Annotated in this window: 21 protein-coding genes; 13 read left to right on the top strand and 8 right to left on the bottom strand. The window is 68.7% G+C overall.

Annotation, left to right across the window (positions count from 1 at the left end; translation table 11 throughout):
* The first annotated feature begins 323 nt into the window (after window positions 1–323).
* A complete protein-coding gene (locus ABD260_RS32920) occupies window positions 324–917 on the top strand; it encodes an ArsR/SmtB family transcription factor (protein ID WP_344240005.1) in 594 nt (197 codons plus the stop codon).
* Window positions 918–919: 2 nt separating this feature from the next.
* Window positions 920–2,191, top strand: coding sequence for an MFS transporter (locus ABD260_RS32925; RefSeq protein WP_344240007.1), 1,272 nt, complete (start codon window positions 920–922; stop codon window positions 2,189–2,191).
* On the opposite strand, the gene ABD260_RS32930 is transcribed toward ABD260_RS32925, so the two are convergent.
* Window positions 2,133–3,461 (bottom strand): hemolysin family protein, encoded by a 1,329-nt coding sequence (locus tag ABD260_RS32930; RefSeq protein ID WP_344240009.1) that lies wholly within the window; start codon window positions 3,459–3,461, stop codon window positions 2,133–2,135. The two genes, ABD260_RS32925 and ABD260_RS32930, sit on opposite strands and share 59 nt — an antisense overlap.
* Window positions 3,462–3,621: 160 nt before the next feature.
* Here ABD260_RS32930 and galT point away from each other — a divergent pair, with 160 nt between their 5' ends.
* Entirely contained in the window at window positions 3,622–4,668 is a 1,047-nt protein-coding gene (galT, locus tag ABD260_RS32935; RefSeq protein ID WP_344240011.1) for a galactose-1-phosphate uridylyltransferase, read from the top strand.
* A complete protein-coding gene (gene galK, locus ABD260_RS32940) occupies window positions 4,665–5,813 on the top strand; it encodes a galactokinase (RefSeq protein WP_344240013.1) in 1,149 nt (382 codons plus the stop codon). Before galT ends, galK begins: the two co-directional genes overlap by 4 nt.
* 32 nt (window positions 5,814–5,845) lie before the next feature.
* On the opposite strand, the gene ABD260_RS32945 is transcribed toward galK, so the two are convergent.
* Window positions 5,846–6,658 (bottom strand): DeoR/GlpR family DNA-binding transcription regulator, encoded by an 813-nt coding sequence (locus ABD260_RS32945; RefSeq protein ID WP_344240015.1) that lies wholly within the window; start codon window positions 6,656–6,658, stop codon window positions 5,846–5,848.
* A 79-nt stretch (window positions 6,659–6,737) separates the two neighbouring features.
* On the opposite strand from ABD260_RS32945, the gene ABD260_RS32950 reads away from it, so the two are divergent.
* The 3 genes from ABD260_RS32950 (at window position 6,738) to ABD260_RS32960 (ending at window position 9,868) form a co-directional block, all read left to right on the top strand.
* The gene (locus tag ABD260_RS32950; RefSeq protein WP_344240017.1) at window positions 6,738–7,868 is read left to right on the top strand and encodes a GNAT family N-acetyltransferase; all 1,131 of its coding nucleotides are present in this window, start codon (window positions 6,738–6,740) and stop codon (window positions 7,866–7,868) included.
* A 136-nt stretch (window positions 7,869–8,004) separates the two neighbouring features.
* Window positions 8,005–8,670: a GNAT family N-acetyltransferase gene (locus ABD260_RS32955; protein WP_184836682.1), complete on the top strand. Its 666-nt coding sequence runs from the start codon at window positions 8,005–8,007 to the stop codon at window positions 8,668–8,670.
* Window positions 8,671–8,878: 208 nt separating this feature from the next.
* Window positions 8,879–9,868, top strand: a complete 990-nt coding sequence (locus ABD260_RS32960) for a CAP domain-containing protein (protein WP_344240020.1) — start codon at window positions 8,879–8,881, stop codon at window positions 9,866–9,868.
* Window positions 9,869–10,997: 1,129 nt separating this feature from the next.
* On the opposite strand, the gene ABD260_RS32965 is transcribed toward ABD260_RS32960, so the two are convergent.
* Entirely contained in the window at window positions 10,998–11,339 is a 342-nt protein-coding gene (locus ABD260_RS32965) for a hypothetical protein (RefSeq protein ID WP_344240022.1), read from the bottom strand.
* A 43-nt stretch (window positions 11,340–11,382) separates the two neighbouring features.
* Between ABD260_RS32965 and ABD260_RS32970 the strand changes: the two genes are divergently transcribed.
* Window positions 11,383–11,733 (top strand): CAP domain-containing protein, encoded by a 351-nt coding sequence (locus tag ABD260_RS32970; RefSeq protein ID WP_344240024.1) that lies wholly within the window; start codon window positions 11,383–11,385, stop codon window positions 11,731–11,733.
* Window positions 11,734–11,808: 75 nt separating this feature from the next.
* Window positions 11,809–12,069: a hypothetical protein gene (locus tag ABD260_RS32975; RefSeq protein ID WP_344240026.1), complete on the top strand. Its 261-nt coding sequence runs from the start codon at window positions 11,809–11,811 to the stop codon at window positions 12,067–12,069.
* A 54-nt stretch (window positions 12,070–12,123) separates the two neighbouring features.
* On the opposite strand, the gene ABD260_RS32980 is transcribed toward ABD260_RS32975, so the two are convergent.
* On the bottom strand, window positions 12,124–13,077 hold the full coding sequence (locus tag ABD260_RS32980; protein ID WP_344240028.1) for a GlxA family transcriptional regulator: 954 nt from the start codon (window positions 13,075–13,077) through the stop codon (window positions 12,124–12,126).
* Between the two features lie 82 nt (window positions 13,078–13,159).
* Here ABD260_RS32980 and ABD260_RS32985 point away from each other — a divergent pair, with 82 nt between their 5' ends.
* The gene (locus tag ABD260_RS32985) at window positions 13,160–13,921 is read left to right on the top strand and encodes an MBL fold metallo-hydrolase (protein WP_344240030.1); all 762 of its coding nucleotides are present in this window, start codon (window positions 13,160–13,162) and stop codon (window positions 13,919–13,921) included.
* Between the two features lie 111 nt (window positions 13,922–14,032).
* Window positions 14,033–14,503 carry a lamin tail domain-containing protein gene (locus ABD260_RS32990; protein ID WP_344240032.1) on the top strand — a complete coding sequence of 157 codons (471 nt, stop codon included), beginning with the start codon at window positions 14,033–14,035 and terminating at the stop codon, window positions 14,501–14,503.
* Here the strand turns inward: ABD260_RS32990 and ABD260_RS32995 are convergent.
* Window positions 14,500–15,360 (bottom strand): MOSC domain-containing protein, encoded by an 861-nt coding sequence (locus tag ABD260_RS32995; RefSeq protein WP_344240034.1) that lies wholly within the window; start codon window positions 15,358–15,360, stop codon window positions 14,500–14,502. The two genes, ABD260_RS32990 and ABD260_RS32995, sit on opposite strands and share 4 nt — an antisense overlap.
* Before the next feature lie 47 nt (window positions 15,361–15,407).
* Here ABD260_RS32995 and ABD260_RS33000 point away from each other — a divergent pair, with 47 nt between their 5' ends.
* On the top strand, window positions 15,408–15,929 hold the full coding sequence (locus ABD260_RS33000) for a helix-turn-helix domain-containing protein (protein WP_344240036.1): 522 nt from the start codon (window positions 15,408–15,410) through the stop codon (window positions 15,927–15,929).
* Here the strand turns inward: ABD260_RS33000 and ABD260_RS33005 are convergent.
* Complete coding sequence (locus tag ABD260_RS33005; RefSeq protein ID WP_344240038.1) at window positions 15,892–16,698, bottom strand: spermidine synthase; 807 nt, start codon at window positions 16,696–16,698, stop codon at window positions 15,892–15,894. The genes ABD260_RS33000 and ABD260_RS33005 overlap by 38 nt on opposite strands.
* A 27-nt stretch (window positions 16,699–16,725) precedes the next feature.
* On the bottom strand, window positions 16,726–17,886 hold the full coding sequence (locus tag ABD260_RS33010; RefSeq protein ID WP_344240040.1) for a glycerophosphodiester phosphodiesterase: 1,161 nt from the start codon (window positions 17,884–17,886) through the stop codon (window positions 16,726–16,728).
* A gap of 191 nt (window positions 17,887–18,077) precedes the next feature.
* Between ABD260_RS33010 and ABD260_RS33015 the strand changes: the two genes are divergently transcribed.
* The gene (locus ABD260_RS33015; protein ID WP_344240042.1) at window positions 18,078–19,067 is read left to right on the top strand and encodes a malate dehydrogenase; all 990 of its coding nucleotides are present in this window, start codon (window positions 18,078–18,080) and stop codon (window positions 19,065–19,067) included.
* Window positions 19,068–19,126: 59 nt separating this feature from the next.
* Here the strand turns inward: ABD260_RS33015 and ABD260_RS33020 are convergent, their stop codons facing one another.
* Window positions 19,127–22,366 carry a S8 family serine peptidase gene (locus ABD260_RS33020; protein ID WP_425553452.1) on the bottom strand — a complete coding sequence of 1,080 codons (3,240 nt, stop codon included), beginning with the start codon at window positions 22,364–22,366 and terminating at the stop codon, window positions 19,127–19,129.
* Window positions 22,367–22,395: the final 29 nt, after the last annotated feature.

Below are 22,395 nucleotides of genomic sequence, written 5' to 3' on the forward strand. Positions count from 1 at the left end.
TCACCCACGCCGAGCCCACCCTCACCTGGCTCCACGAAACCGCACCCAAGAACGGCTAGCCCTCTCCCCCGCCCCACCCTCGCGCCGGCGCACGCCCCACCCAACGCCCCCAAACCGGTTCGGGGCGCCTAGCCGCCCATTCCGGGAGCACAACCCGCCCCACTCCACGCACACAACCACCCCAAACCGGTTTGGGGCACCCAGCATCCGCTGGACGAAGCCGATAGCGACATCCCCGCCGACCACTACCCGTCGTTCGGTACCCCACGCCCGATTCCAAGCAACAGCTTGACATCGGCTGACGTCTGGCGCATATTCCAAGCATGTCTTTGGAGAAGGATCCGCGTCGCACCCGGCTGCTGAACGATCCGCTGGCCATTCGCGCGATGGCGCACCCGGTGCGGCTGGACCTGCAGTCCCTGCTGGGCCGTGAAGGACCGATGACCGCCGCGGACGCGGCCCGGCGGCTGGGGATCAGCCAGGCGCTGGCGTCACACCACCTGCGCCAGCTGGCGAAATACGACTTCGTCGAGCCCGCACCAGGCAAGGACAACCGCGAGCGCCCGTGGCGGCTGGTCTCGACCTCGCAGTCCTGGCGCGACGCCGGCTCAACCCCGGAAGGCGCCGCCGCAGCGGAAGTCCTCGAGCAATTGCTGGCCGAACGCGCCCTGGACTCACTCAGCCAATGGCAGCAGCAACGCCCGACCGAGGACGCGGTCTGGCGGGACAACTCCGGCATCGGCCAGAGCGGCTTCTACCTGACCAGCGAAGAGCTGGCCGACCTGGTCACCCAGATCGACGCACTGCTGCAGCGCTGGGTCGACGAACGCCCGATCGACGACAAGTCCACCCGCCCGCCGGGCAGCCGGCACGTCCAGTTCACCCAGATCGTCACCATCTCCCCCGAAGAGGAGTAGCCATGAAGGACTTGTGGGGCGTCCTGGTTCGGCAGCGTGATTACCGGCTGATGCTCAGCGCCGGACTGATCTCGCTGACCGGCGATTGGCTGTTGCGTACCGGCCTCGCGTTCCAGGTGTACGTACTGACCGGGTCGACGCTCGCTTCGGGCGGACTGCTGCTCGCCTCGTTCCTGCCCGCGGTCGTACTCGGTTCGCTGGCCGGGGTTTTCGTGGATCGCTGGGACCAGCGCACCACGATGATCGTCACGAACGTACTCAACGCGGTCGTCTTACTTCCCCTTCTCGCGGTCCACGGCGCAAGCACGATCTGGATCGTGTACGGCGTCGTACTGGCGCAGAGTTGTCTGCAGCAGTTCTTCACGCCGGCCGAGCAGTCGCTCGTACCGGTGCTGGTCAACACCGAGCAACTGGTCACCGCGAACGCGCTGAACAGTCAGATCCGCGACCTCTCCCGGTTGATCGGCGCCGCGCTCGGCGGATTGTTCGCTGCCATCGGCGGACTGACGATGCTGGCGGTCGCCGATGCCGTGACGTTCCTGATCGCGGTCGCCCTGGTCGCGGCGATGCGCCACCGGCGTACCCCGAATCAGGCCGACGAACCAGCCGAGGAGACCGCAGGCGGCGCGATCCGGCGGCTGAAGACCGAGTGGACCGACGGGCTGCGGCTCTGCGTGGCCGGGCCGGCGATCCGGTTGCTGTTCGTGTTCTCCCTGGTCACCGGGGTCGGCGAAGGCATCATGAGCACGCTGTTCGCGCCGTTCGTCAGCGCCGACCTCGGCGGCGACGGCAAGGTGTACGGCCTGATCGTGTCGTCCCAGGCGATCGGCGGCATCGTCGGCGGACTGATCGCGGCCGCGATCGGCTCCCGCTGGCCGGCCGCGACGCTGTGGGGGCTCGGCGCGTTCGCGTTCGGGCTAATCGACGTCGCGCTGTTCCTCTACCCGCTGGTGTCGGACAGTACGTTGCCGGCGTTCGTCTTCATGATCATCGTCGGCCTGCCCGGCGCGCTCAGCCTGGCCGGGATGATGACCGTGTTCCAGTACCTGACCGCCGACGGCACCCGGGGCCGGATCTTCGGTGCCATCGGCGCCGCCGAGAGTGTCGCCGTCCTGGTGGGGATCACCACGGCCGGCTTCCTCGGCGACGCCGTCGGCATCATCCCGGTCCTGGTCGTCCAGGGTCTCGGGTACGTCGTCGGCGGGCTGGTCGTGTTCAGTCGCCGGCGGGGGCTGCTGCCTCAGGTGGAAGTTGCTCCTCCGTTGCCGGCGTGACCCGGTGCAGCCGGACCCGCGCGACCCGGCGGCCGTCCATCTCGGTGACGGTCAGGGTGTGCGTGCCGAGCGGGACCTCGTCGCCGGTGGCCGGGACCTTCCCGAGCGCGGCGGCGAGGAATCCACCGACGGTCTCGTACGGACCGTCGGGCAGCTCGATCGTGGTCGCGTCCGCGAAGTCGTCCAGGTTGAGCAGGCCGTCCACGACCAGGTCGCCGCTACCCAGCCGGGTCGTTTCGGCGGCCTCCTCGTCGTACTCGTCCTTGATGTCGCCGATCAGCTCCTCGACCAGATCCTCCAGCGTGACGATGCCGGCGGTGCCGCCGTACTCGTCCAGGACGATCGCCAGATGCGTACTCCGGCGGCGCATCTCGGTCAGCGTCGGCAGCAGCTTCGCGGTGTCCGGCAGCATCAGCACCTCGCGGGCCAGGTCGCCGACCCGGACCGAACGAGTCGCGACCGCCGGGTCGAACAGGTCCCGGACGTGCACGAACCCGGCGATGTCGTCGGCCGAGCCGTGCATCACCGGGTACCGCGAGTGCGGCCGCTCGGCGGCGAACTTGACCGCCTTGTAGGCCGGCATCTCGGCGTCGACGAAGTCCACCTCGGTCCGCGGCAGCATCACCTCGCGGAGCTGCCGGCTGCCGGCCTCGAAGACGTCGTCGACGATCTTCCGCTCCTCCTCGCCGAGCGACTCGTGCCCGGAGACCAGGTCCCGGAGCTCCTCGTCGGTCATCACCTCACGGTTCGCGTTCGGGTCACCACCGAGCGCGCGGACGACCAGGTCGGTCGACTTCGACAGCAGCCAGATCACCGGCCGGGCGCCGGAGGCGATCTTGTCCACCATCGGGCCGAGGGCGAGCGCGAACCCCTCGGCCCGCTGCAGCGCGAGCCGTTTGGCGGCCAGCTCGCCGACCACGATCGAGACGTAGGAGATGCAGATGGTGATCAGCACCAGCGCGACCGTGTTCGCCACCGAGGCCGGCAGGCCCAGGGAGCGCAGGTGCGGCGCGAGTGCGTCGGCCAGGGTCGCGCCACCGAAGGCGGCGGACAGGAACCCCATCAGCGTCACGCCGATCTGCACGGCGGAGAGGAACCGGTTCGGATTGGCGGCCACTTTGGCGACGATCTCGCCGCGTTTGCCGCGGTGCGACAGGGACTTGAGCTGGCTCTCCCGGAGTGACACCAGGGCCATCTCGGCGGCGGCGAAAACGCCGCCGATCAGTACGAAGACCAGAATCAGCAGGATGTTAGACAGGGTGCCGTTCATGGGTGGGTTGTCCTAGCGCCCTCTCGTCAGACCACGAGAGGGCGGGCGTTGGGCGTAATCGTCGTCCATTTCCCAATCCTACCGGCACCGCGCCTGTTCGACTTTGTTGGTTTATGCTGATTCCTGGCCGGACACGTCGAACGGCCGGGAGGGTCAAACGATGAACACACCCCGCGGAGTACGCCGGACCGGTACCACCCTGTCCGACGGACGCGAGCTGATCTACTACGACCCGGCCGACGCGCCGGAGCGGGTACCGCTCGAGGACAGTCGTGGCCTGCCCGCCCCGCAGCCGCAGGTCGAGCTGCGGACCGACCCGCTGACCGGTGACGTGATCACGTACGCCACCCACCGCAACACCCGGACCTACCTGCCGCCGGCCGACCAGTGCCCGCTGTGCGCGAGCAAACCCGGCAACCCGACCGAGATCCCGGACCACGACTACAACGTGGCCGTCTTCGAGAACCGGTTCCCGTCCTTCGCCGGCCCCGGCCGGACCGAGGTGGTCTGCTTCACCAGCGACCACAACCGCTCCTTCACCGACCTGTCCCAGGGCCAGGCCCGGCTGGTCGTCGACACCTGGGCCGACCGGACCGCCGAGCTGAGCGCCCGCGACGACGTCGAGCTGGTGTTCCCGTTCGAGAACCGCGGCCGCGAGATCGGCGTCACGCTCAGCCACCCGCACGGCCAGATCTACGCGTACCCGTTCGTCCCGCCGCGGATGCGGAACCTGCTGACCCAGGCGCGCAAGCACCAGGAAGTTGCCGGTAGCAACCTGTTCGCGGACGTCCTGGCCGCGGAGCGCAAGGACGGTACGCGCGTCGTCGCCGAGAACGGCAACTGGACCGCGTTCGTACCCGAAGCCGCGCGCTGGCCGGTCGAGGTGCATCTGTACCCACACCGGCAGCTCGCGAGTATCGACGAATTGTCGGTCGGCGAACGCGACGACTTCGCCGAGTTGTACCTGGAGGTCCTGCACCGGCTCGACGGCCTGTACGGGGAGCCGCTGCCGTACATCGCCGCCTGGCACCAGGCGCCCGTACGCGTCGACCGTGAGCTCGGCTACCTGCACCTGGAGGTGTTGTCGATCCGGCGGGCCGCGGACAAGATCAAGTACCTGGCCGGCTCCGAGTCCGGGATGGGCGCGTTCATCAGTGACACCCGGCCCGAGGACGTGGCCGAAACCCTGCGGAAGGCCGATTCGTGAGCTCCTCCTTCACTGCGTCTGATTTTCAGGCTCTGTTCGGTACGTCACCCGAAGGCACTTGGCGGGCGCCGGGCCGGGTCAACCTGATCGGCGAGCACACCGACTACAACGACGGTCTGGTACTGCCGATCGCCTTGCCGAACCGGATTCTGGTCACCGCGGCCAAGCGCGACGACGGCCGGATCGCGGTGTCGTCGGGCGGGCGTCCCGGGGTGATCGAGTTCGGGATCGACGAGCTGGCGCCTGGTTCGGTGGGCGACTGGGCCTCGTACCCGGCCGGGGCCGCGTGGGTGCTGCGCGAAGCCGGCTACCCGATCGGCGGGGCGAATCTGCTGTTCGACTCGGACCTTCCGTCCGGCGCCGGACTCTCCTCGTCCGCCGCATTGCTCTGCGCCACGTTGTCCGCATTGCTCGGCCTGAGCGAGCTCGAAGTCGATCCGGCCGAGGTCGCGCGGCTCGCCCAGCGGGCCGAGAACCAGTACACCGGTGCGCCGGTCGGACTGATGGATCAGATGGCCTCGATGTGCTGCACCGCGGGTCACGCGCTGTACTTCGACATTCGCGCGATGGCGACCGATCAGATCCCGTTCGACCCGCCCGCCGATGGTCTCGCGCTGCTGGTGGTTGATGTGAAGGCACCGCATCGGCATGTCGACGGTGAGTACGCCGCACGCCGGAAGAGCTGTGAGCAGGCAGCGGCGGAGCTCGGCGTACCGGCGTTGCGGTCGATCGCGTACGAAGAACTGGACGATGCCCTTGCCCGGCTGACTGATGACGTCGTACGAAAGCGCGTACGCCATGTGGTGACCGAGATCCGCCGGGTCGAGGACGCGGTCGCATTGATGCGGGCCGGCAAGCTGCGCGAGGTCGGGCCGCTGTTCACCGCCTCGCATGCCTCGTTGCGCGACGACTTCGAGATCACCGTGCCGGAGCTGGATGTCGCGGTCGACACCGCGCTCGCGGCCGGCGCGCTCGGTGCGCGGATGACCGGCGGCGGGTTCGGCGGCTGCATCATCGCGCTGACCGAGGCTTCGGCGGCGGAAGCCGTACTGGCCGCGATCGAGAAGGCCTTTGCCGAGCACGGTTTCAGCGCGCCGAGCTCGCTCGCCGCGACCCCGTCAGCCGGCGCTTCCCGCGTCAGCTGACCGTTCGGGCACCCAACAAGGGCGGCCGGGCTTCAGGAGGCGACGACGAGGTCGCATCCGGTGTCGCGCATTGCTTTGCGGGCGGCCGTCGACAGGCCGTTGTCGGTGACGATCACGTCCAGGTCGGACCAGGTCGCGAACGTACTCAGGCCGACGGTCCCCCACTTGGTGTGGTCGGCGACCACGACCACCTCACGGCTGGCGGCGATGAACGACCGGTTCGTCTCGGCTTCCATCAGGTTCGGCGTACTCAGCCCGTGCTCCGCGTCGACACCATGCGCCCCGAGGAACAACAGGTCCAGGTGCAGCGACGCCAGCGCGGCCGTGGCGATCGGCCCGACCAGGGCGTCCGACGGCGTCCGGATGCCGCCGATCAGGACGACGGTCCGGTCCGAGCGGCCGTTGCCGTGGAACACGTCCGCGATCCGCGCCGAGTTCGTCACGACGGTCAGATTCTCCACCCGGAGCAGCTGCCGGGCCAGCGCGTACGTGGTGGTGCCCGCGCCGATGCCGATCGCACTGTCCGGCTGGACCCGGGTCGCGGCCTCGGCGGCGATCGCCTGCTTGGCCGCGGACTCCTGGGTCAGCTTGGCGTCGAAGCCCGGCTCGTGCGCGCTGCGCAGCCCGACCGAGGTCGCGCCGCCGTGCACCTTGTGCAGCAGGCCACTGGAGTCCAGCGCGTCCAGATCGCGCCGGATCGTCATGTCCGAGACGCCGAACCGGTCGACCAGTTCGGCCACCGTGATCGCACCCCGGCTGTTGACCTCGGCAACTATCGTGGCCTGGCGCTGGGCGGCCAGCTGGCCACCGCGGCCACGTGGCGGTTCTGCTCCGGCTGCGTTCACAGCAGCCAGAATAGCCCCGCGGGCGGTGAAACGCGTTCAAATATGTTGCTCGCCGGGTGGTCGCGCGGCACCCTGAAGCATGCGATTCCCCGAAGATGTCCCCGTCCTGACCGACGGCGTGGTGACCCTGCGTGCGCACTCGGCCGACGACATCGACCGCGTGTTCGAGACCTGCCAGGACCCCGTGATGCAGCGCTGGACCACCATCCCGGTCCCGTACCTGCGCGAGCACGCGGTCGGCTTCCTCACCGAGCAGGTCCCCAACGGCTGGCGAGAGAACACCGGCTGGTCCTGGGCGATCGAGTACGAAGGCGCGTACGCAGGCACGGTCGGTCTGCACGACGGCGAGGGCGGTGTCGGCGAGATCGGGTTCGCGGTCGGGCCGGCGGTCCGCGGCAAGGGCGTGATGACCCGGGCGGCGCGGCTCGCGGTCAAGTACGCGTTTGACGAACTGGACTGGACCCGGGTGATCTGGCGCGCGTTCGTCGGCAACTGGGCCAGTCGCCGGGTGGCGTGGAAGCTCGGCTTCCGCGACCTGGTGACGATTCCGGACGGCGGGCGGGCGCGCGGCGTCCGCGCGGACGAATGGGTGGCATCCGTTGGTCGCGACGACGAGTTGGAACCACAGGGCATCTGGTGGACCGTGCCCGTGCTGGCGGACGGTGGCATCCGGCTCCGGCCGTTGCGGGACTCGGACGCGCGGCGCGTACAAGAAGCGTGCAGTGACGAGCGGACGCAGTACTGGCTGACCGGAATGCCTTCGCCGTACGAGCTGAGCCACGCCGAAAAGTTCATCGCTGGGGAAACGGACGGGCTGGCGAGTGGACGTGCCGTGTCCTGGGCGATCGCCGATGCGGTCAGCGACGAACTGCTCGGCAACGTGAGCGTGTTCGACCTGAACAACCGGTTCGACAAGACCTTCGGCGAGATCGGGTACTGGGCACACCCCGATGCGCGCGGCCGGAAGGTGATGACAACGGCGGTACGGCTGGTGATCGCGCACGCCTTCACCCCGGTGGAAGAAGGCGGTCTCGGGCGGCGTCGCCTGGTACTGCACGCTGCCGCCGAGAACACCGCCTCCGCGTACGTCGCCGAGGCCACCGGCTTCACCCTCGTCGGCACCGAACGCCTCGCCAGCCCACGCCGCGACGGCACCTACAACAACCTCCTCGCCTTCGATCTCCTCCGCACCGAGTACGCGGTTGTTTAATGGCCGGCTGGGGGTTGCGCGGTGGTGGGCGGCGGGGGTAACGGTTACCGCGTGGAGGCGGAAATTTACGGCGGGTTGGTGAGATGCGACACCGGTTCCCCTCGCCGTTGTGGGAGCGGGCTGCTTGAATCGACGGGTGAGAGATCGTGAGGAACTCGTCCGCCGTTGGCAGGCCGGGTGGTCCGTCTCGCGTGGCTGGACCACGGTAGAGGACGACAACGACGGCATTCTGACCGTCCGCGCAGGTGAGGAGAGCCGACCGACGGAGTACGTCGTACTGGACGCGGACGACAAACCCGAACGGGTGGAACGAGCGGCGCAGCTGGCCCTCGCCGACGGCGGCGGCCGCGGCGCCGGCTGGATCACGCTGGCCACCGACGACAAGGAAGCCCGGATCGAGCAGCTGGAGGATCTCGGTCTGGAGGTGCAGCAGGATCAGGACTGGCTGATGACGATCCAGCTGTCCGAACAGCCGGCCTTGAAACTGCACGAGCGGTACGCGTTGCACACCGAGCTCGAGGACGACCTGATCATCACCCGGGCCACGTTGCACGGCGGGGTGGTGTCGAGCGGCCGGATGGCGGTGGTCGGCGAGGACGCTGTCGCGGACCGGATCGAAACCGACCCGGCGCATCGCCGCCGCGGGCTGGGCAGTGCGGTGATGGCGTCACTGGTCGAGGCAGCCGCCGCGAAGGGCGCGAAACGCGGCATCCTGATCGCGTCGATCGACGGCCTCCGCCTGTACCGAAGTCTGGGCTGGAAGGTCATCGCGGACATCGTGATCGCCCGTTCCACCGCTTGAGGTTCGAACGGTCCCGACAGCTGGGACGGCTTCAGTCAATCGTTTTCTTCAGGGATTGTTAAGAGGGTTCTCGACTCTGTAACGATGACCTCGCGCGTCGGTTAAGGTCGCTGTTCGGTGGCTGTTCAGTGGCCAGGGGGGACCTGGCAGGACCAACGGGGAACGACGCGCACACGGTACGACGAAGAACGTAAGGATTCGCCCAGCCATGACGGATTCGCCTACCCCCCGGCGGCACCGCGGCAGCAGACGAGCTGCCCGGCGGAGCCGTGGCCTGATCGGCCCGATCGTCAGCGCGCTGTCGGTGCTGCTCGCGATCGGCCCGGTCGTCTGGCTGATGTCGCGCGACACCTCGCACACCAACGACGCCACGACGGTGATGAACGTCGCCGAGAACAGCCGCGTCGACGGTGCGACCGGCGAAGGTACGCCGCTGATCACCATCACGAAGACGTTGCCGGACGGGCGGACGACGACCGCCGTGATCGGTACGCCGGCGCTCGGAGCGGGGACGACCTCGATGTCGGCTTCGACTTCGACGACGCCGGCTACGACTGGTACGCCGGACAGCCCGAGCAGCTTGCTCACGACACCGCCTGTGTCGACTGGGCCGACCGCACCGACTGTTGGCGTGACGACTGTGACCGTGCCGCCGACGCCGAGGCGTACGGACAACGGGGGCTGGAAACCGCGGCCGACCCGGAGTACGAGCAGCACGCCCCGGGACACGCCGACCAAGACGAAGACGACCGAGCCGACGCCGAGCGATACGCCCGATCAGCCGCCGAGTGGTGGCGGTACGAACGCGCAGGAGCGGCAGGTCCTCGAGTACACGAACCGGATCCGCGAACAGCAGGGCTGCGGACCGCTCCGGCTGGACAGTGCGCTGGTCGAGGCGGCCGGGCGGCACGCGTCGGACATGGTCCGGCGGCACTACATGGACCACACCAACCCCGACGGCGAAGGTCCGGGCGACCGGATGGCGGCCGCCGGGTACCGCGGGTCGGGCTGGGGCGAGAACATCGCCGCCGGGTACGACTCCGCGCAGAAGGTCGTCGCGGCCTGGATGAAGAGCGACGGCCACCGCAAGAACATCCTGAACTGCCGGTTCACCTCGATCGGAGTCGGGTACGACCCCGGCCAGGTGAAACCGGACTGGGGACCGGGCAGCTGGGTCCAGGACTTCGGCCGGAGCTGACCGGTGCCGGTTGTCCCAGTTGTCACTGTTGTTCCGGCTGTCACTGTGCCGGAAACACCGAGTGTTGATGAAACGTTGTGTCACGCTCACAATGTCCGGCCGATTCACGGCCGGTCGTGGCGGGTAGATCCGTCCTTGTCCTGTCGCCGGTACCTGGGGGGCACCGGTGAGACGGCTGATGAGGCACGTCTTGGGGGCGCGACTTTGAGAGGAACAACGAAATAATGTCCGAGTCCGGCAACGGCCGGTACAAACCGCGCCGGAAGGCGACCCGAGCGGCAACCCGCTCGTCGCGCTCCGGCAACCGGTCCACCCCGCCCGCGGAATCCACCCCGCCCGCACCACCCGAACCACCGCGCTACGCACCACGCTCCACCGACGACTCCCCGTTCTGGGCGAACACCCAGAACGCGAGCACGTCCAGCGAGTCCCCGTTCTGGGCCGGCAGCACGCAATCCCGCCCAGCCACACCGCAGTACGCACCACGCACCGACCTGCCGAGCTACACAGCCCCGGAGGACGACGCACCGGGTGCCGGCACGGGTCCGATTCCCGGCGTGGGTTCGTACTCCGCGGGCGACTCGGCTGCCGGCGCTGGGCCGATTCCCGCGGTGGGGTCTGGTACTGGGTTGGGGCAGCGGGCGGCGGGCGGGAGTCCGTCATGGGTCGCGCAGTCGATCGCCGGTGTGGATCCTGAGCCGGCGCCGGCAACCCCGCCGCCGAGCCGCGCCCGCCGCGCGGCCCGCCGCACCCCACCGGCAAACCAACCGGCAAACCAGCCGCCAGCCAACCAGCCGGCGACCGAAGCCACCACCGCCTGGTCCTCCCGCCAGGTAGCCGACGACTGGGCCTCCCTCGGCGACGCTCCCACCACCCCAGTCACCACACCCGCAGAAGCCAGCACCCCCACCCCCGCCACTCCTACAACCATCTCCACCGCTTCAACCACAGTTCGTTCCAGTACCCCAAGCGCAGCAGCAGGATCTGGCGGGCGTGGTGGTTCCGGGCGCGGCGGGGGCGGCGGACGGGGTGGGAAGGGGGAGCGGCCGCCTGGGCGGGGGCGGCGGGGGGTGGTTGCTCTTGCTGCTGTGGTGGTCGTGATCACGCCGGTTTCGTGGATCTTGTTGCATCAGCCGCAGAACGACAACGCGGATGCGTCCGTGCCGATCGTGACGCGGACGGACGACACGTACATCACGCCGAGCACCAAGGCGGCGAAGGCGACTCCGACGGCGCCGGTCAGTACGCCGCCGAGCGCGACGCCTACCGGTACGCCGACTGTGACGCCGACCGGAACACCGACGGGTACGCCGACCGACTCGGCGTCGCCGACCACGGTGCCGACGGGTACGCCGACCGACTCGCCGACGGATGCACCGACGACCGCGCCGACGTCAACGGACCCGACCACGGGACCGACCTCGCCGGGGCGCACGATCACCCCGCCGAAGCCGACCTCGACGAAGACCACGACCGCAACACCCCCACCCCCGCCCCCGCCGGTGGACGGTCAGATGAACGGCACCGAGAAGCAACTGTTCGACCTGATCGACAACGCACGGGTGGACAACGGGTGTGCCCGCCTGAAGCAGGACCCGAACCTGACTTCCGGCGCCCGGTCGACAGCCACCGACCGCGCCAGCTCAGGAAGGAGCCTGAACAGCGGGACCGGAGCCGGCGGAGACAAGATGACCGCCCAGCAGGCCTACAACCGGCTGATGAAGAACGCGAAGAGCACTGTGCTGGATTGTGGACTGACGACGCTTGGTGTGGGGTTCGACTCCGAGCCGCGCTGCCAGCTGGAGATCATCACCTGCATCGGCGGCTGGACGGATCGCAACGCGTGGGTGGCGAAGTTCTCCTAGTTGGTTCGGCTGTTTCTCGTGGGTTGGTGGGACCATGGGGGGAGGTGCCTGGTTCACCGACCTGCGGGAGGCTGGATGTTTTTCGAGCGGGATGATGTGGATCGGGCCGGGCCGGCGCATTTCGGGATTCATCCGGACGCTCTCGCGGCGGAGCGGCCGGATCGGCGGCCGGAGGAAGCGAAGCGGATGGGGCTGAGCCGGCACACCGAGGAGGGCGCGGTGCTGTCGTTCGCCTCGTCGCTGGACCGCGGCAAACCCGGCCACCGGATGATCGCCTGGATCCTGCTGGTGACGTTCGCGGCACCGGCGATCTACACCCTGTTCGCGCTGCTGTAGACGGTCCACGACACCGGTCGCCTACACCCTGGTCGCGCTGCTGTAGACGGTCCGCTACGCGCGGATGGTGCTGTTGGAGAACTCCTGGCGGTGGCGTTGGGGGGTGGTGCCGAGCACCAGGTGGAAGTGGTGCCGGAGGGTGTCCGCGCTGCCGAAACCGCTCTCGGTCGCGACTCGTTCGACTGGGCGATCGGTTGTCTCCAGCAACAATCGCGCCCGGTCCAGCCGCTGCCGCAGCAACCACGCCTGCCCGGAGCTCCCGGTCCGGGCCCGGAACTGCCGCGTGAACGTGCGCCGCGACATCGCCGCCACCCCAGCCCACTCGTCCAGCGACACCGGCCGATCCAGCCGTTCGCGGGCCCACACCATCGCCTTCTCGATGGGGTCGTCGGCCGGGTCCGCCGGTACGGGCACCGGGATGTACTGCGCCTGCGACCCGCTCCGGTGCGGCGCGACCACGATGTCACGGGCCACCTGCTGCGCCACCTCGACGCCATAGTGCGTACGGACCAGGTGCAGGCAGCAGTCCAGCGACGACGCCGTACCCGCTGAGGTGATGACGTCACCAAGGTCCGACCAAAGCACATCCGCGCGAACGGCAAGCCCCGGATACCGCGTACGCAGCTCGTCCGCGAAGCGCCAATGCGTACACACTTCCCGCCCGTCCGCGATCCCGCTCGCGGCGACCAGGAACGCGCCGATGCACAACCCGACCACGGTCGCCCCGCGCGCGTGCGCCCGCCGGATCGCGGCCAGCAACTCGTCGGAGGCCGGCCGCCCCGGCTCCCAGCTGGGCAGGACGACGACATCGGCCTGGTCCATCACGTCCAGCCCGTGCGGCACGCTGATCCCGAAGCCGGCGTTCGTCCGCAGCGATCCCGGTTCCTCGGCGCAGACGCGTACGTCGTACCGCACCGCCGGCGCCCGCCGTTCCCCAAGCACCAGGCACGGTACCGACAGGTGGAACGGACTGATCCCGTCAAAGGCGAGCACCGCGACTCTACGCACCCACCCAGTATGGCCCAATCTTCGGCATCCCTGACTCGCGGGCCACTGTTCGACCGGTGCGGCCGCGATGAGGATTGTGGACATGAAGATCACGCACATCGGCGGCCCGACCGCCGTCTTCGAGCTCGGTGGCCTCACATTCCTGATCGACCCGGCGTTCGATGAGCCGCGCGAGTACCAGCTCCCTGGCCGGGTGATGCGGAAGCTGACCGGCCCGGCGGTGCCGTTCGCGGAGCTCGGCCGGGTCGACGTCGCGCTGGTGTCGCACGACCAGCACAAGGACAACCTCGACGACACCGGCCGTGAGCTGCTGTCATCGATCCCGACAGTCCTCTCGACACCGGACGCGGCGACGCGGATCCCCGGCGTACGCGGCCTGGCGAACTGGGAGTCGATCGACCTCCCGCGCCCGGACGGCGGCGTCCTGACGGTGACCGGCGTACCCGCCCTGCACGGCCCGGAAGGCGCCGAGGCCGTACTCGGCGTGGTGACCGGCTTCGTACTCCAAGGCGACGGATTGCCGACCGTCTACGTTTCCGGCGACAACGCGAACGTAGGCCTTGTGAAGGAAATCGCCGACCGCTTCGCGCCCATCGACGTAGCCATCCTCTTCGCCGGCGCCGCCCGGACAACACTCCTCGACGGCGCAAACCTCACCCTCACGTCAACCGACGCAGTCGAAGCAGCCCGCCTACTCACCCCGGCCACCATCATCCCCGTACACACCGAAGGCTGGTCCCACTTCAGCGAAGGCCCCGAAACCTTCATCACCGCCTTCGAAGCAGCCGGTCTGGCCGATCGCGTCACCTTGCTGAAGCACGGCGTCACCACAACCCTGAAGTGACCCCTTGACGAGCACGGAGCGTGACGGCTAGCGTGTGCGTCCGCCGGGGGGAACCGGCAGCTTCATTCATCGGGCCGGGGGGACATCGGCCCACTGCCGAAGGGGATTCCGTTGTCCGTACGACGCTTCCGCACGCTCTTTTCCATCAGCACCGCCGCGGTCGTGCTGGCCGCATCGGCCGCGATCGCGCCGCTGTCCGCGTCGGCGGCGATCACCGTCGTGCTGAGCGGCATCCAGTACGACCCGCCAGGCCCGGACGTGCGGACGAATGCCCAGCTGAACAACGAGTTCTTCACCGTCCGGAACCTCAGCAGCCGGCCGATCAACCTGTCCGGTTACCGGGTGCTGGATGCGGCGAACCACAAGTTCGTGTTCCCGCGCGGGTACGTGCTGCCGGGGCGTACGACGGCGATCGTGCGTACCGGGAAGAACCGGAACCGGGCGCAGACGCTGTACTGGAACCAGGGCAACTACATCTGGAACAACACCGGCGACACCGCCCGGTTCCAGACGCCGGCGGGTAAGACCTTCGACACCTGCACCTACAAAGCCGTCACCGGTCGCGCGCGCGTCGGCTGTTAGGTACGCGTGGCCGGCGCGGGGTCGGCGCCTTCCGGGATCCATTCGTGGACGGTGATTTCGTCGCCGACGTGCAGGGTTCCGGGGGTCAGTACGGCGGCCTTGATGCCGAAGCTGACGCCGCCGCCGTACGCCGGTTCGCGCCGGTACGTCGCCAAGGTCCTGGTCGGTTCCGGCCCGGACTTGGTGCCGGTGGCTTGATCCACGGTCGGTACCGCGCAGCGGATGCCCCGCGCCGAGTACCCGATCTCGACCGTGCCCGCGGTCATCCGGAGCACGCTGTCCTCGGTGTGCGGGTCCGGCCAGCCGCTGACCACCAGGTTCGGACGGAAGCGGTTCATCGGGATCGCGTCGCCGCCGCGCTCGAGCATCCGCGCGTTCAGCCCGTCGAGTGAGGCCTGCGACGTGATCATCAGCGCGTGCGCGTCGCCGAATCCGGTCAGCCCGCGATGCGCGCCCCAGCCGGGCCGTTCGTGTTCGGGTGTCACCCGGACCAGCGCGGCCGGCGTACCGAGCCGATCGCTGAACCACGCGTCCGCGGCCGGGTCCTGGACGATGCCCAGGCCGAACCATTTCCCGAACAAACTCACATCGCGCCGCTTGCCGTCGTACCGGATCTGCACTTCGAGGTCCGGAGCATCGGCGGCCGTCAGCCGGAGCCGGTCACCGGCCAGCTCGGCATGCAGCGTCGCCATCGCGGGCAGCTTGCGCTGACTGAGGAACGTGCCGTCCGGTTCGACCAGCATGAAGTTCCGGTCGTCGAGCAAACCCGTCGGGCCCACCTCGGCCTGCTCGACGGAGATCCCGGCCAGACCTTTCACCGGGTAATAGGCCAGGGCGGCAACCTTTGCGACAGACACGACCCCAAGCCTAACCGGGTGCTTGATCTGTTGAATCATGTTGAGTTATGTTTGAACACGTGGAGAACTTCGCGGCTGCCCTGGATCGGGTCCGCCGGCATGCCGGGCTCACGTACCGGCAACTGGCCGAGCGCGCGCATTACTCGCATCCGCATCTGATCCGCGCCACCAGCGGGAAGCAGCTGCCGACGTGGGCGGTGACGGCGGCGTACCTGACCGGTTGTGGCGTACCGGCTGATCTGCTGCCGGTGTGGCGTCGGCGCTGGGAGCAGGCGTCCCGCGATCCGCGCGATCTCGTTCAACTGCTGGAGAATGCGGAGAGCCTGCCGGAGCTGGGTGATGCCGTCGCCGCGCTAGTACGCCCGCGATCGTCGCGCGCGCTCGAACAGCTGACCGGTATCCCTCGCACTACGATCCAGGCCTGGCTCCAGGGCACTCGGCTCCCCGGCCGGGACCGGCTCGACCACCTGATCCACGCGGCCGGCGCAACCCCCGAAGAACGAACAGCCGCGGCCCAAGCGATCAACCGAGTCAGGTGCGGAAGACTGCGGCCGGCGCCTGCGGCGTGACGAAACCTTCCGCATCCGTCAGCGGAGCCGCCTTCCCCGCCAACTCCCCCAGCGGCTGCACGTCGTACGGCGGTTGCGCCCGCCGCCCCGCGGCAACCAAATCCGGTACGGGCTGACCCGACGCGACCATGATCACGTTCCCGAATCCCTTGCCCCGCAGGATCTTCCGCTCCGCAAGCACGACCCCCGCGCCAACCACCGACTGCACGGTCGCCGCCGTCCGCCGGATGAACGGCAGCCCGGCTTTCCCGTCGATCAGATTCGCCACCAGCACGCCGGTCGGCCGCAGTACGCGCACGCACTCCGCGAAGAACTCGGCGGTGACCAGGTTCGCCGGTACGGCCTCGTGCTCGAACGCGTCCAGGATCAGCAGATCCATCGAGTCGTCGTACAGCTCGCCGATTCCGGCGCGGCCGCTGACCGGTCGTACCTTGATCCCGGCCCGCTTCGGCAGCGGCAGCGCCTCCCGGACGAACTCGGTCAGGTCCTCGTCCGGTTCCAGCACGATCTGCCGGGATCGCGGGCGGGTCGCGGCCACGTACCGCGGCAGACTGAGCGCGGCGCCGCCGATATGCGCAACGGCGACCGGCTGACGCCGCGGCGCGACCGCGTCCACGACGTCACCGATCCGGCGCATGTACTCGAACGGCAGGTGGGTGGGATCGGCGAGATCGACCTGCGATTGTGGCGTGCCGTCGATCCGGAGGACGAACGTACCGTCGGCCTGTGCTTCCACGCTCGCGACCCCGGAGCCGACCTGTCGTTCCACATACCCATCCTGTCAGCTACTGACTACCTACTTGGCCTCGCGCTCCTCAGCCACCGCGATGTCGGTGTTGTCCGTGAACAGCCCGTCGATCCCGGCCCGCCGGAACGCGGCGATCTCGCCGAACAGGTTCCCCGAGTCGCTCGGGTTCGCCGAGCTGTCGTACTCGGCCGGCAGGAAGGTGTTCTCCACCCGGAACGTGTACGGATGCACGACCAGGCCGGCCCGGTGCGCGTCCGCGACCAGGCTGGTCGGCTTGCCGAGCTTGCCGGCCGCATCGAGCGGGATGACCTGGTCCTTGCTCGGGCCGACCCCGGCGGCGTACGTCGCGACCTCGCGCAGGCCCTTCGCGCTGACCACATCGGCGTACGTCCGCTTGTCGCCGGGGACCACGAAGTCGTACGGCGCACCGGATGCGCTGGTGAGCTGCACCAGCGGCACGCGAAGCTCCTTGTGCAGTGCCTTCAGGTTGGACACCTCGAAGGACTGCGCGTACACCTTGGCGTCCTTCTTGTTCAGGTGGTTGGCATTCAGCGTCCGCACCAGCGCCGGCTCGAGCGCGAGGCCCTGCTGACGGAAGTACGTCGGGTGCTTGGTCTCCGGGTAGATGCCGATCGGCCGGCCGAGCTCCTTGGAGAGCCGGCGGCTGAGGTTGATCACTTCCTGGAAGGTCGGCACCTGGTAGCGCCCGTCGAAGACGGTGTTGTGCTGGCGGGTGGCGGGAATCCGCTCCTTGGCGCGGAGCGTCTTCAGCTCGGCCAGGGTGAAGTCCTCGGCGAACCAGCCGGTGACCGCGGCGCCGTCGAGCTGCTTGGTCTTCTTCCGGGCGGCGAACTCGGGGTGGTTCGCGACATCAGTGGTGCCGCCGATCTCCGGCTCGTGCCGGGCGACCAGGACCCGGTCCTTGGTGGTGACCAGGTCCGGCTCGATGAAGTCGGCTCCCATCCGGGCGGCCAGCTCGTACGACGCCAGGGTGTGCTCGGGACGGTAGCCGGAGGCGCCGCGGTGACCCACGATGACGAAGTCGTCGCGCTTGCCGGTGCTCACGGCTGGGCTGTCCGCGGCCTGGGCGGATGCGGTGGGCCCGGACGCGGCAGGCCCGGACGCGGGCGCCACCTGGGGGACGATGACGGCCGCGGCGACCGCGAGGGCCGAGGCGGCGACCGGCACCAGCCGGCTGGACAGCTTCATGGGATTCTCCTAACAAGTCAGGGGACTGCGAGCCACCCTCGGGTACGGCCTCGGCGCCGCGACGTACGCGGGGTGACCGATCGGTGAATGATGTATTGGGATGTGAGCTAATCGGCTGCCCCCAGCGTTGGTCCGCAACGTACGGCTTGCTAGCGTCCGAAGCACACAATCGGATGAGCTAGGAGCGTGTCGTGAGCACTACACCGGTGAAGGTGGCCGTCACGGGGGCCGCGGGGAATGTCAGTTACGGCCTGCTGTTCCGAATCGCGAGCGGTGCGCTGCTCGGGCCCGACACCCCGGTGGAGCTGCGGCTGCTGGAGATCACCCCGGCGCTGAAGGCCCTCGAGGGCGTCGTGATGGAGCTCGAGGACAGCGCGTTCCCGGGGCTGGCCGGGATCGAGATCGGCGACGACCCGAACGTGATCTTCGACGGCGTCAACGTCGCGCTGCTGGTGGGTGCGCGGCCCCGGACGAAGGGCATGGAGCGCGGCGAACTGCTGTCCGCGAACGGCGCGATCTTCACCGGCCAGGGCAAGGCGCTGAACGACCACGCCGCGGACGACGTCCGGATCACCGTCACCGGCAACCCGGCCAACACCAACGCGCTGATCGCGAAGAGCAACGCGCCGGACATCCCGGCCGAGCGGTTCTCGGCGCTGACCCGGCTGGACCACAACCGCGCGCTGGCGCAGCTCGCGAAGAAGGCCGGCGTGCACGTCACCGAGCTGAAGAAGATGACGATCTGGGGCAACCACTCGGCCACCCAGTTCCCGGACATCTTCCACGCCGAGGTGGCCGGCAAGAACGCGGCCGAGGTCGTGAACGACCAGGCCTGGGTGGAGAACGACTTCCTGCCGACCGTGCAGAAGCGCGGTGCCGCGATCATCGAGGCCCGGGGCGCGTCCTCGGCCGCGTCCGCCGCGGCCGCCACCATCGACCACACCCGGGACTGGCTGCGCGGCACCGCCGAGGGTGACTGGACCTCGATGTCGGTCGTCTCCGACGGTTCGTACGGTGTGCCGGAGGGCCTGATCTCGTCGTTCCCGGTGACCACGAAGGACGGCAACTGGGAGATCGTCCAGGGCCTGGAGCTCAACGACTTCTCCCGCGGCAAGATCGACGCCTCCGTCGCCGAACTGGGCGAGGAGCGCGACGCGGTGCAGGAACTCGGCCTGATCTGACCCGCCCAAACCAAACAGCAGGCCCCCAGTTCAAAACCCGGGGGCCTGCTGTCGTTTGGTCAGCGCAGCTTGTAGGCCGCGATGACGGTTTGGGTAGTGGTGTTGCCGGAAACGTCCGTCGCGGTTGAGCGGAGGGACACCGTCTTGCCGGCCGGGGTCGGGAAGACTGCCTTGCCGCCCGCGACCGGTGCCTGCCGCCAGGTCGCGCCGGCGTCGTCGGAGTACTCGACCTTCAGTTTGCGCACCGGACCGCCCTGCACCTGGACCGGCAGGACCGTGACCGGCTTGCGGGCCATCGTGTTCGTCCCATCCACCTCCGGCCTGAACCCGACCGTGTGAATCGCGACGCCCGGCTGATCCGCCGACGACGTGAAAGTCGCCTCCAGATCGACCCGGGTCGAGAACGGCAGCACCGCCTGCGTCCCGGTCGCCACCAGCTTGTACGACGCCTTACCGGCCGGCAGCCCACTGACCGCCAGCGAGTAGAACCCGTCAGCCGACCCGACCTCGGTCCCGTCCCGGTACAGCTTCATGCTCCCGGACGTCGTCTGCACCCAGCCGACATGGCCGTCGGCATCAGCGAGATTGGACACCGAGAACTCCAGTGCATCCGCGGACCGCTTCGCCGTATGCACAGACGGCACGAACACCGCCGCGTTCCACCGCTCCTGGTAAGACCGTCCGGCCTGGTAGCGCACCGGTGCACCGTCCAGTCGCCAGGCAACTCCGTCCGGTACGCCTTGTGTGAGCATCCCCGCCCAGCCGCCGGCGGTCTGGTCGAGGTAGTACCGCGTCGTACGCGGCGCGTCGACGCGAATGACCCGGGCCGACCCACCGCCCACGTTCGGCGCCTGAGGGAACATCATGTTGTACAGCTGGGCCCCGTCGCTCACATTCACGGTGTGGTCCACCGTTGCCAGGTCGGACTGCTTGACCTGCCGGTCGAAGCCGATGGGGAACTCGCCTGGGAAGTAGTTCGCGATGCCATACAGGTACGGCGTGTTCGTGTACAACCCGTCCGCGCCGGGTACACCCCACTGCGACGTGATCTCGCCGGTCATTTCCGCGCCGGACAGCTTCGGGCCGGTGCTGTACGTGAACAGCTTGCCGGACATGAACCCGGACGACCCGCTCACGAACGGGCCACTGCCGAGGGTCCGGACGAATCCGATCGACGCGTTCGCTTGCCGAGCGTCGTCGCGTGGAACCGTGGTGGTTACGACCTTCGCCTTGCTCGCGTCGAGGACCACCGTCCGGTCGGAGGTCAACTGGACCTTCGGAGCGACCAGTTTGAAGAAGATCCAGTCCTCCGGACCGCGCTCGAACTCCTGGAACTGATCGACCACATACTCGCCCTGCGGCAGCCGGATCGAGACCACCCCGTTCGCGTCCGGCGAGAAGTTCTCGAACAGGTCGTTGTCGACGCCGACCAGGAGGACCGGGTAGTTCGCGTCCGGTTTCCCGTCGGCCTGGAACAACTTGACCGTCAGGTTGTAGGTCGGGCCTTCCTTGTCCACGCCCACCGGAACCGCGACTGTCTGACCGCCGCCGGTTGCGGTGATGCGCCCGCTGTACAGGCCGTCCGCGCCGCCCAGCGAGGTGTCCGAAGTCGCGGTCACAGCCGCCGTGCCGCCGGCCGGAACCGTCACCGAGTCGGCACTCAGCTTCAACGCACCGGCGGGAGCCTGGGAACCACCTGGAGCGGTGAGCACCGAGGTCAGCGCCAGGGTGACGGGCTCGGTGCCCAGGTTGCGGAAGGTCACCTCGCGGGTGACCGGCTTGTCGTCGTCGTGCGGGAACGACGCCTTGCCGAACGACACACTGCCGGGCTCGGCGACCACGGTCTGCTTGATCGCCGTGGTCAGGTCAATCCGGCCGGCGCCTTGCTGGTAGGACGTCTGGGCCGACGCGGCCTTGGCCGAGCCCATCAGCGCCGACTTCACGTCAGCCGGCTTCCAGCCCGGGTGTTCCTGGAGCAGGATCGCGGCGGCGCCAGCGGTGTGCGGGGTCGCCATCGACGTACCGGACAACCGCAGGTACTTGTCACCGACCGGATCACCGATCGACGAATCCTTCGACTTGGCGGCGACGATATCCGTACCAGGTGCCGTCACGTCCGGCTTCACCGCGCTGTCGCCAACTCGGGGCCCGCGGCTGGACGTGTCGTTCAGTGCGTCTTGCTTGGTCACGTTGCCGACCGTGAGTGCCGCATCCGCGCTGCCGGGCGACTGGACCGTACCGTCGCCGGGACCGCTGTTGCCGGCGGCAATCACGAAGAGGGTGCCGGTCTCGGCGGTCAGGCGGTTCACAGCTTCTTCGACCGGGTCCAGTTCCGGAGTGTCCCGGCCGCCGAGGCTGAGGTTGACGATGTTCGCCTTGACGTCCTTGGCGGCCCATTCCATCCCGGCCAGGATCGCGGAGTCGTCACAACCCCAGACCTCACAGACTTTGCCGTCATAGATCTTCGCGTCCGGCGCGACACCTTTGTACTTGCCGCCGGATGCCGCACCCGTACCGGCGATCGTGGACGCGACGTGGGTGCCGTGGCCGACCACGTCGTCGGCCGACTCGGTGGTGAAGTTCTTCGCGCCGGCCACTTGAGCCGTGAGATCCGGGTGGGTCGCGTCCACGCCGGTGTCGAGTACGGCGACGGACCTGCCCTTGCCGGTGTACCCGGCCTGCCAGGCGACCGGCCCGCCGATCTGCGGCACCGACTGGTCGAGAGAGATTTTGCGCTTGCCGTCCAGCCAGAGTTTGCTGAAACCGGCCGTGCTCAGGAAGGTCTTTGCGCTGTTCTTGCTCACCTTCATCGCAGCGCCGCCGATCGACGGCAGTTGCCGGGTGAGCTTCGCGCCGTTCGGCACAGCACGTTTCGCGGCTTTCCCGTACGTCGTCAGCACCGGGATCGTACTGGTGGACGCATCGTCGTAACCGTCCTTTACCAGCTGCGTGACATCGAACAATCGGCGATCGATCCGGCCGGCGCCGACGTCCTTCGTGACATCAGCCGGGATGACATACGCGTGATCCTTGTGACTGTAAGTGTTGAAGCCGATCTTCTCGCGGCCGGCGGCCGGTTGGACGGTCACCTTCTTCGGGTCGCCGCCCGGCAGGAGCACCTTGTCGCCGGTGATCAGAGTGACGGTGACGTCCTTGCCCGCCGTGGACAAGCCGGGTGGTGCGGCGTGGGCGGGTGGTGCGGCGTGGGCGGGTGCGGGCAGGGCGAAAGTGAGGCCCGCGATCGCCAGAGCGGCGATCGCGGGCGTACCTCTGCGCATGAAACTCGAACTCAAAACCACTGACGGTCTCCCCAGGAAATCGGTTGTCG

The organism is Kribbella hippodromi (assembly GCF_039531045.1).
Lineage (GTDB): Bacteria > Actinomycetota > Actinomycetes > Propionibacteriales > Kribbellaceae > Kribbella > Kribbella hippodromi.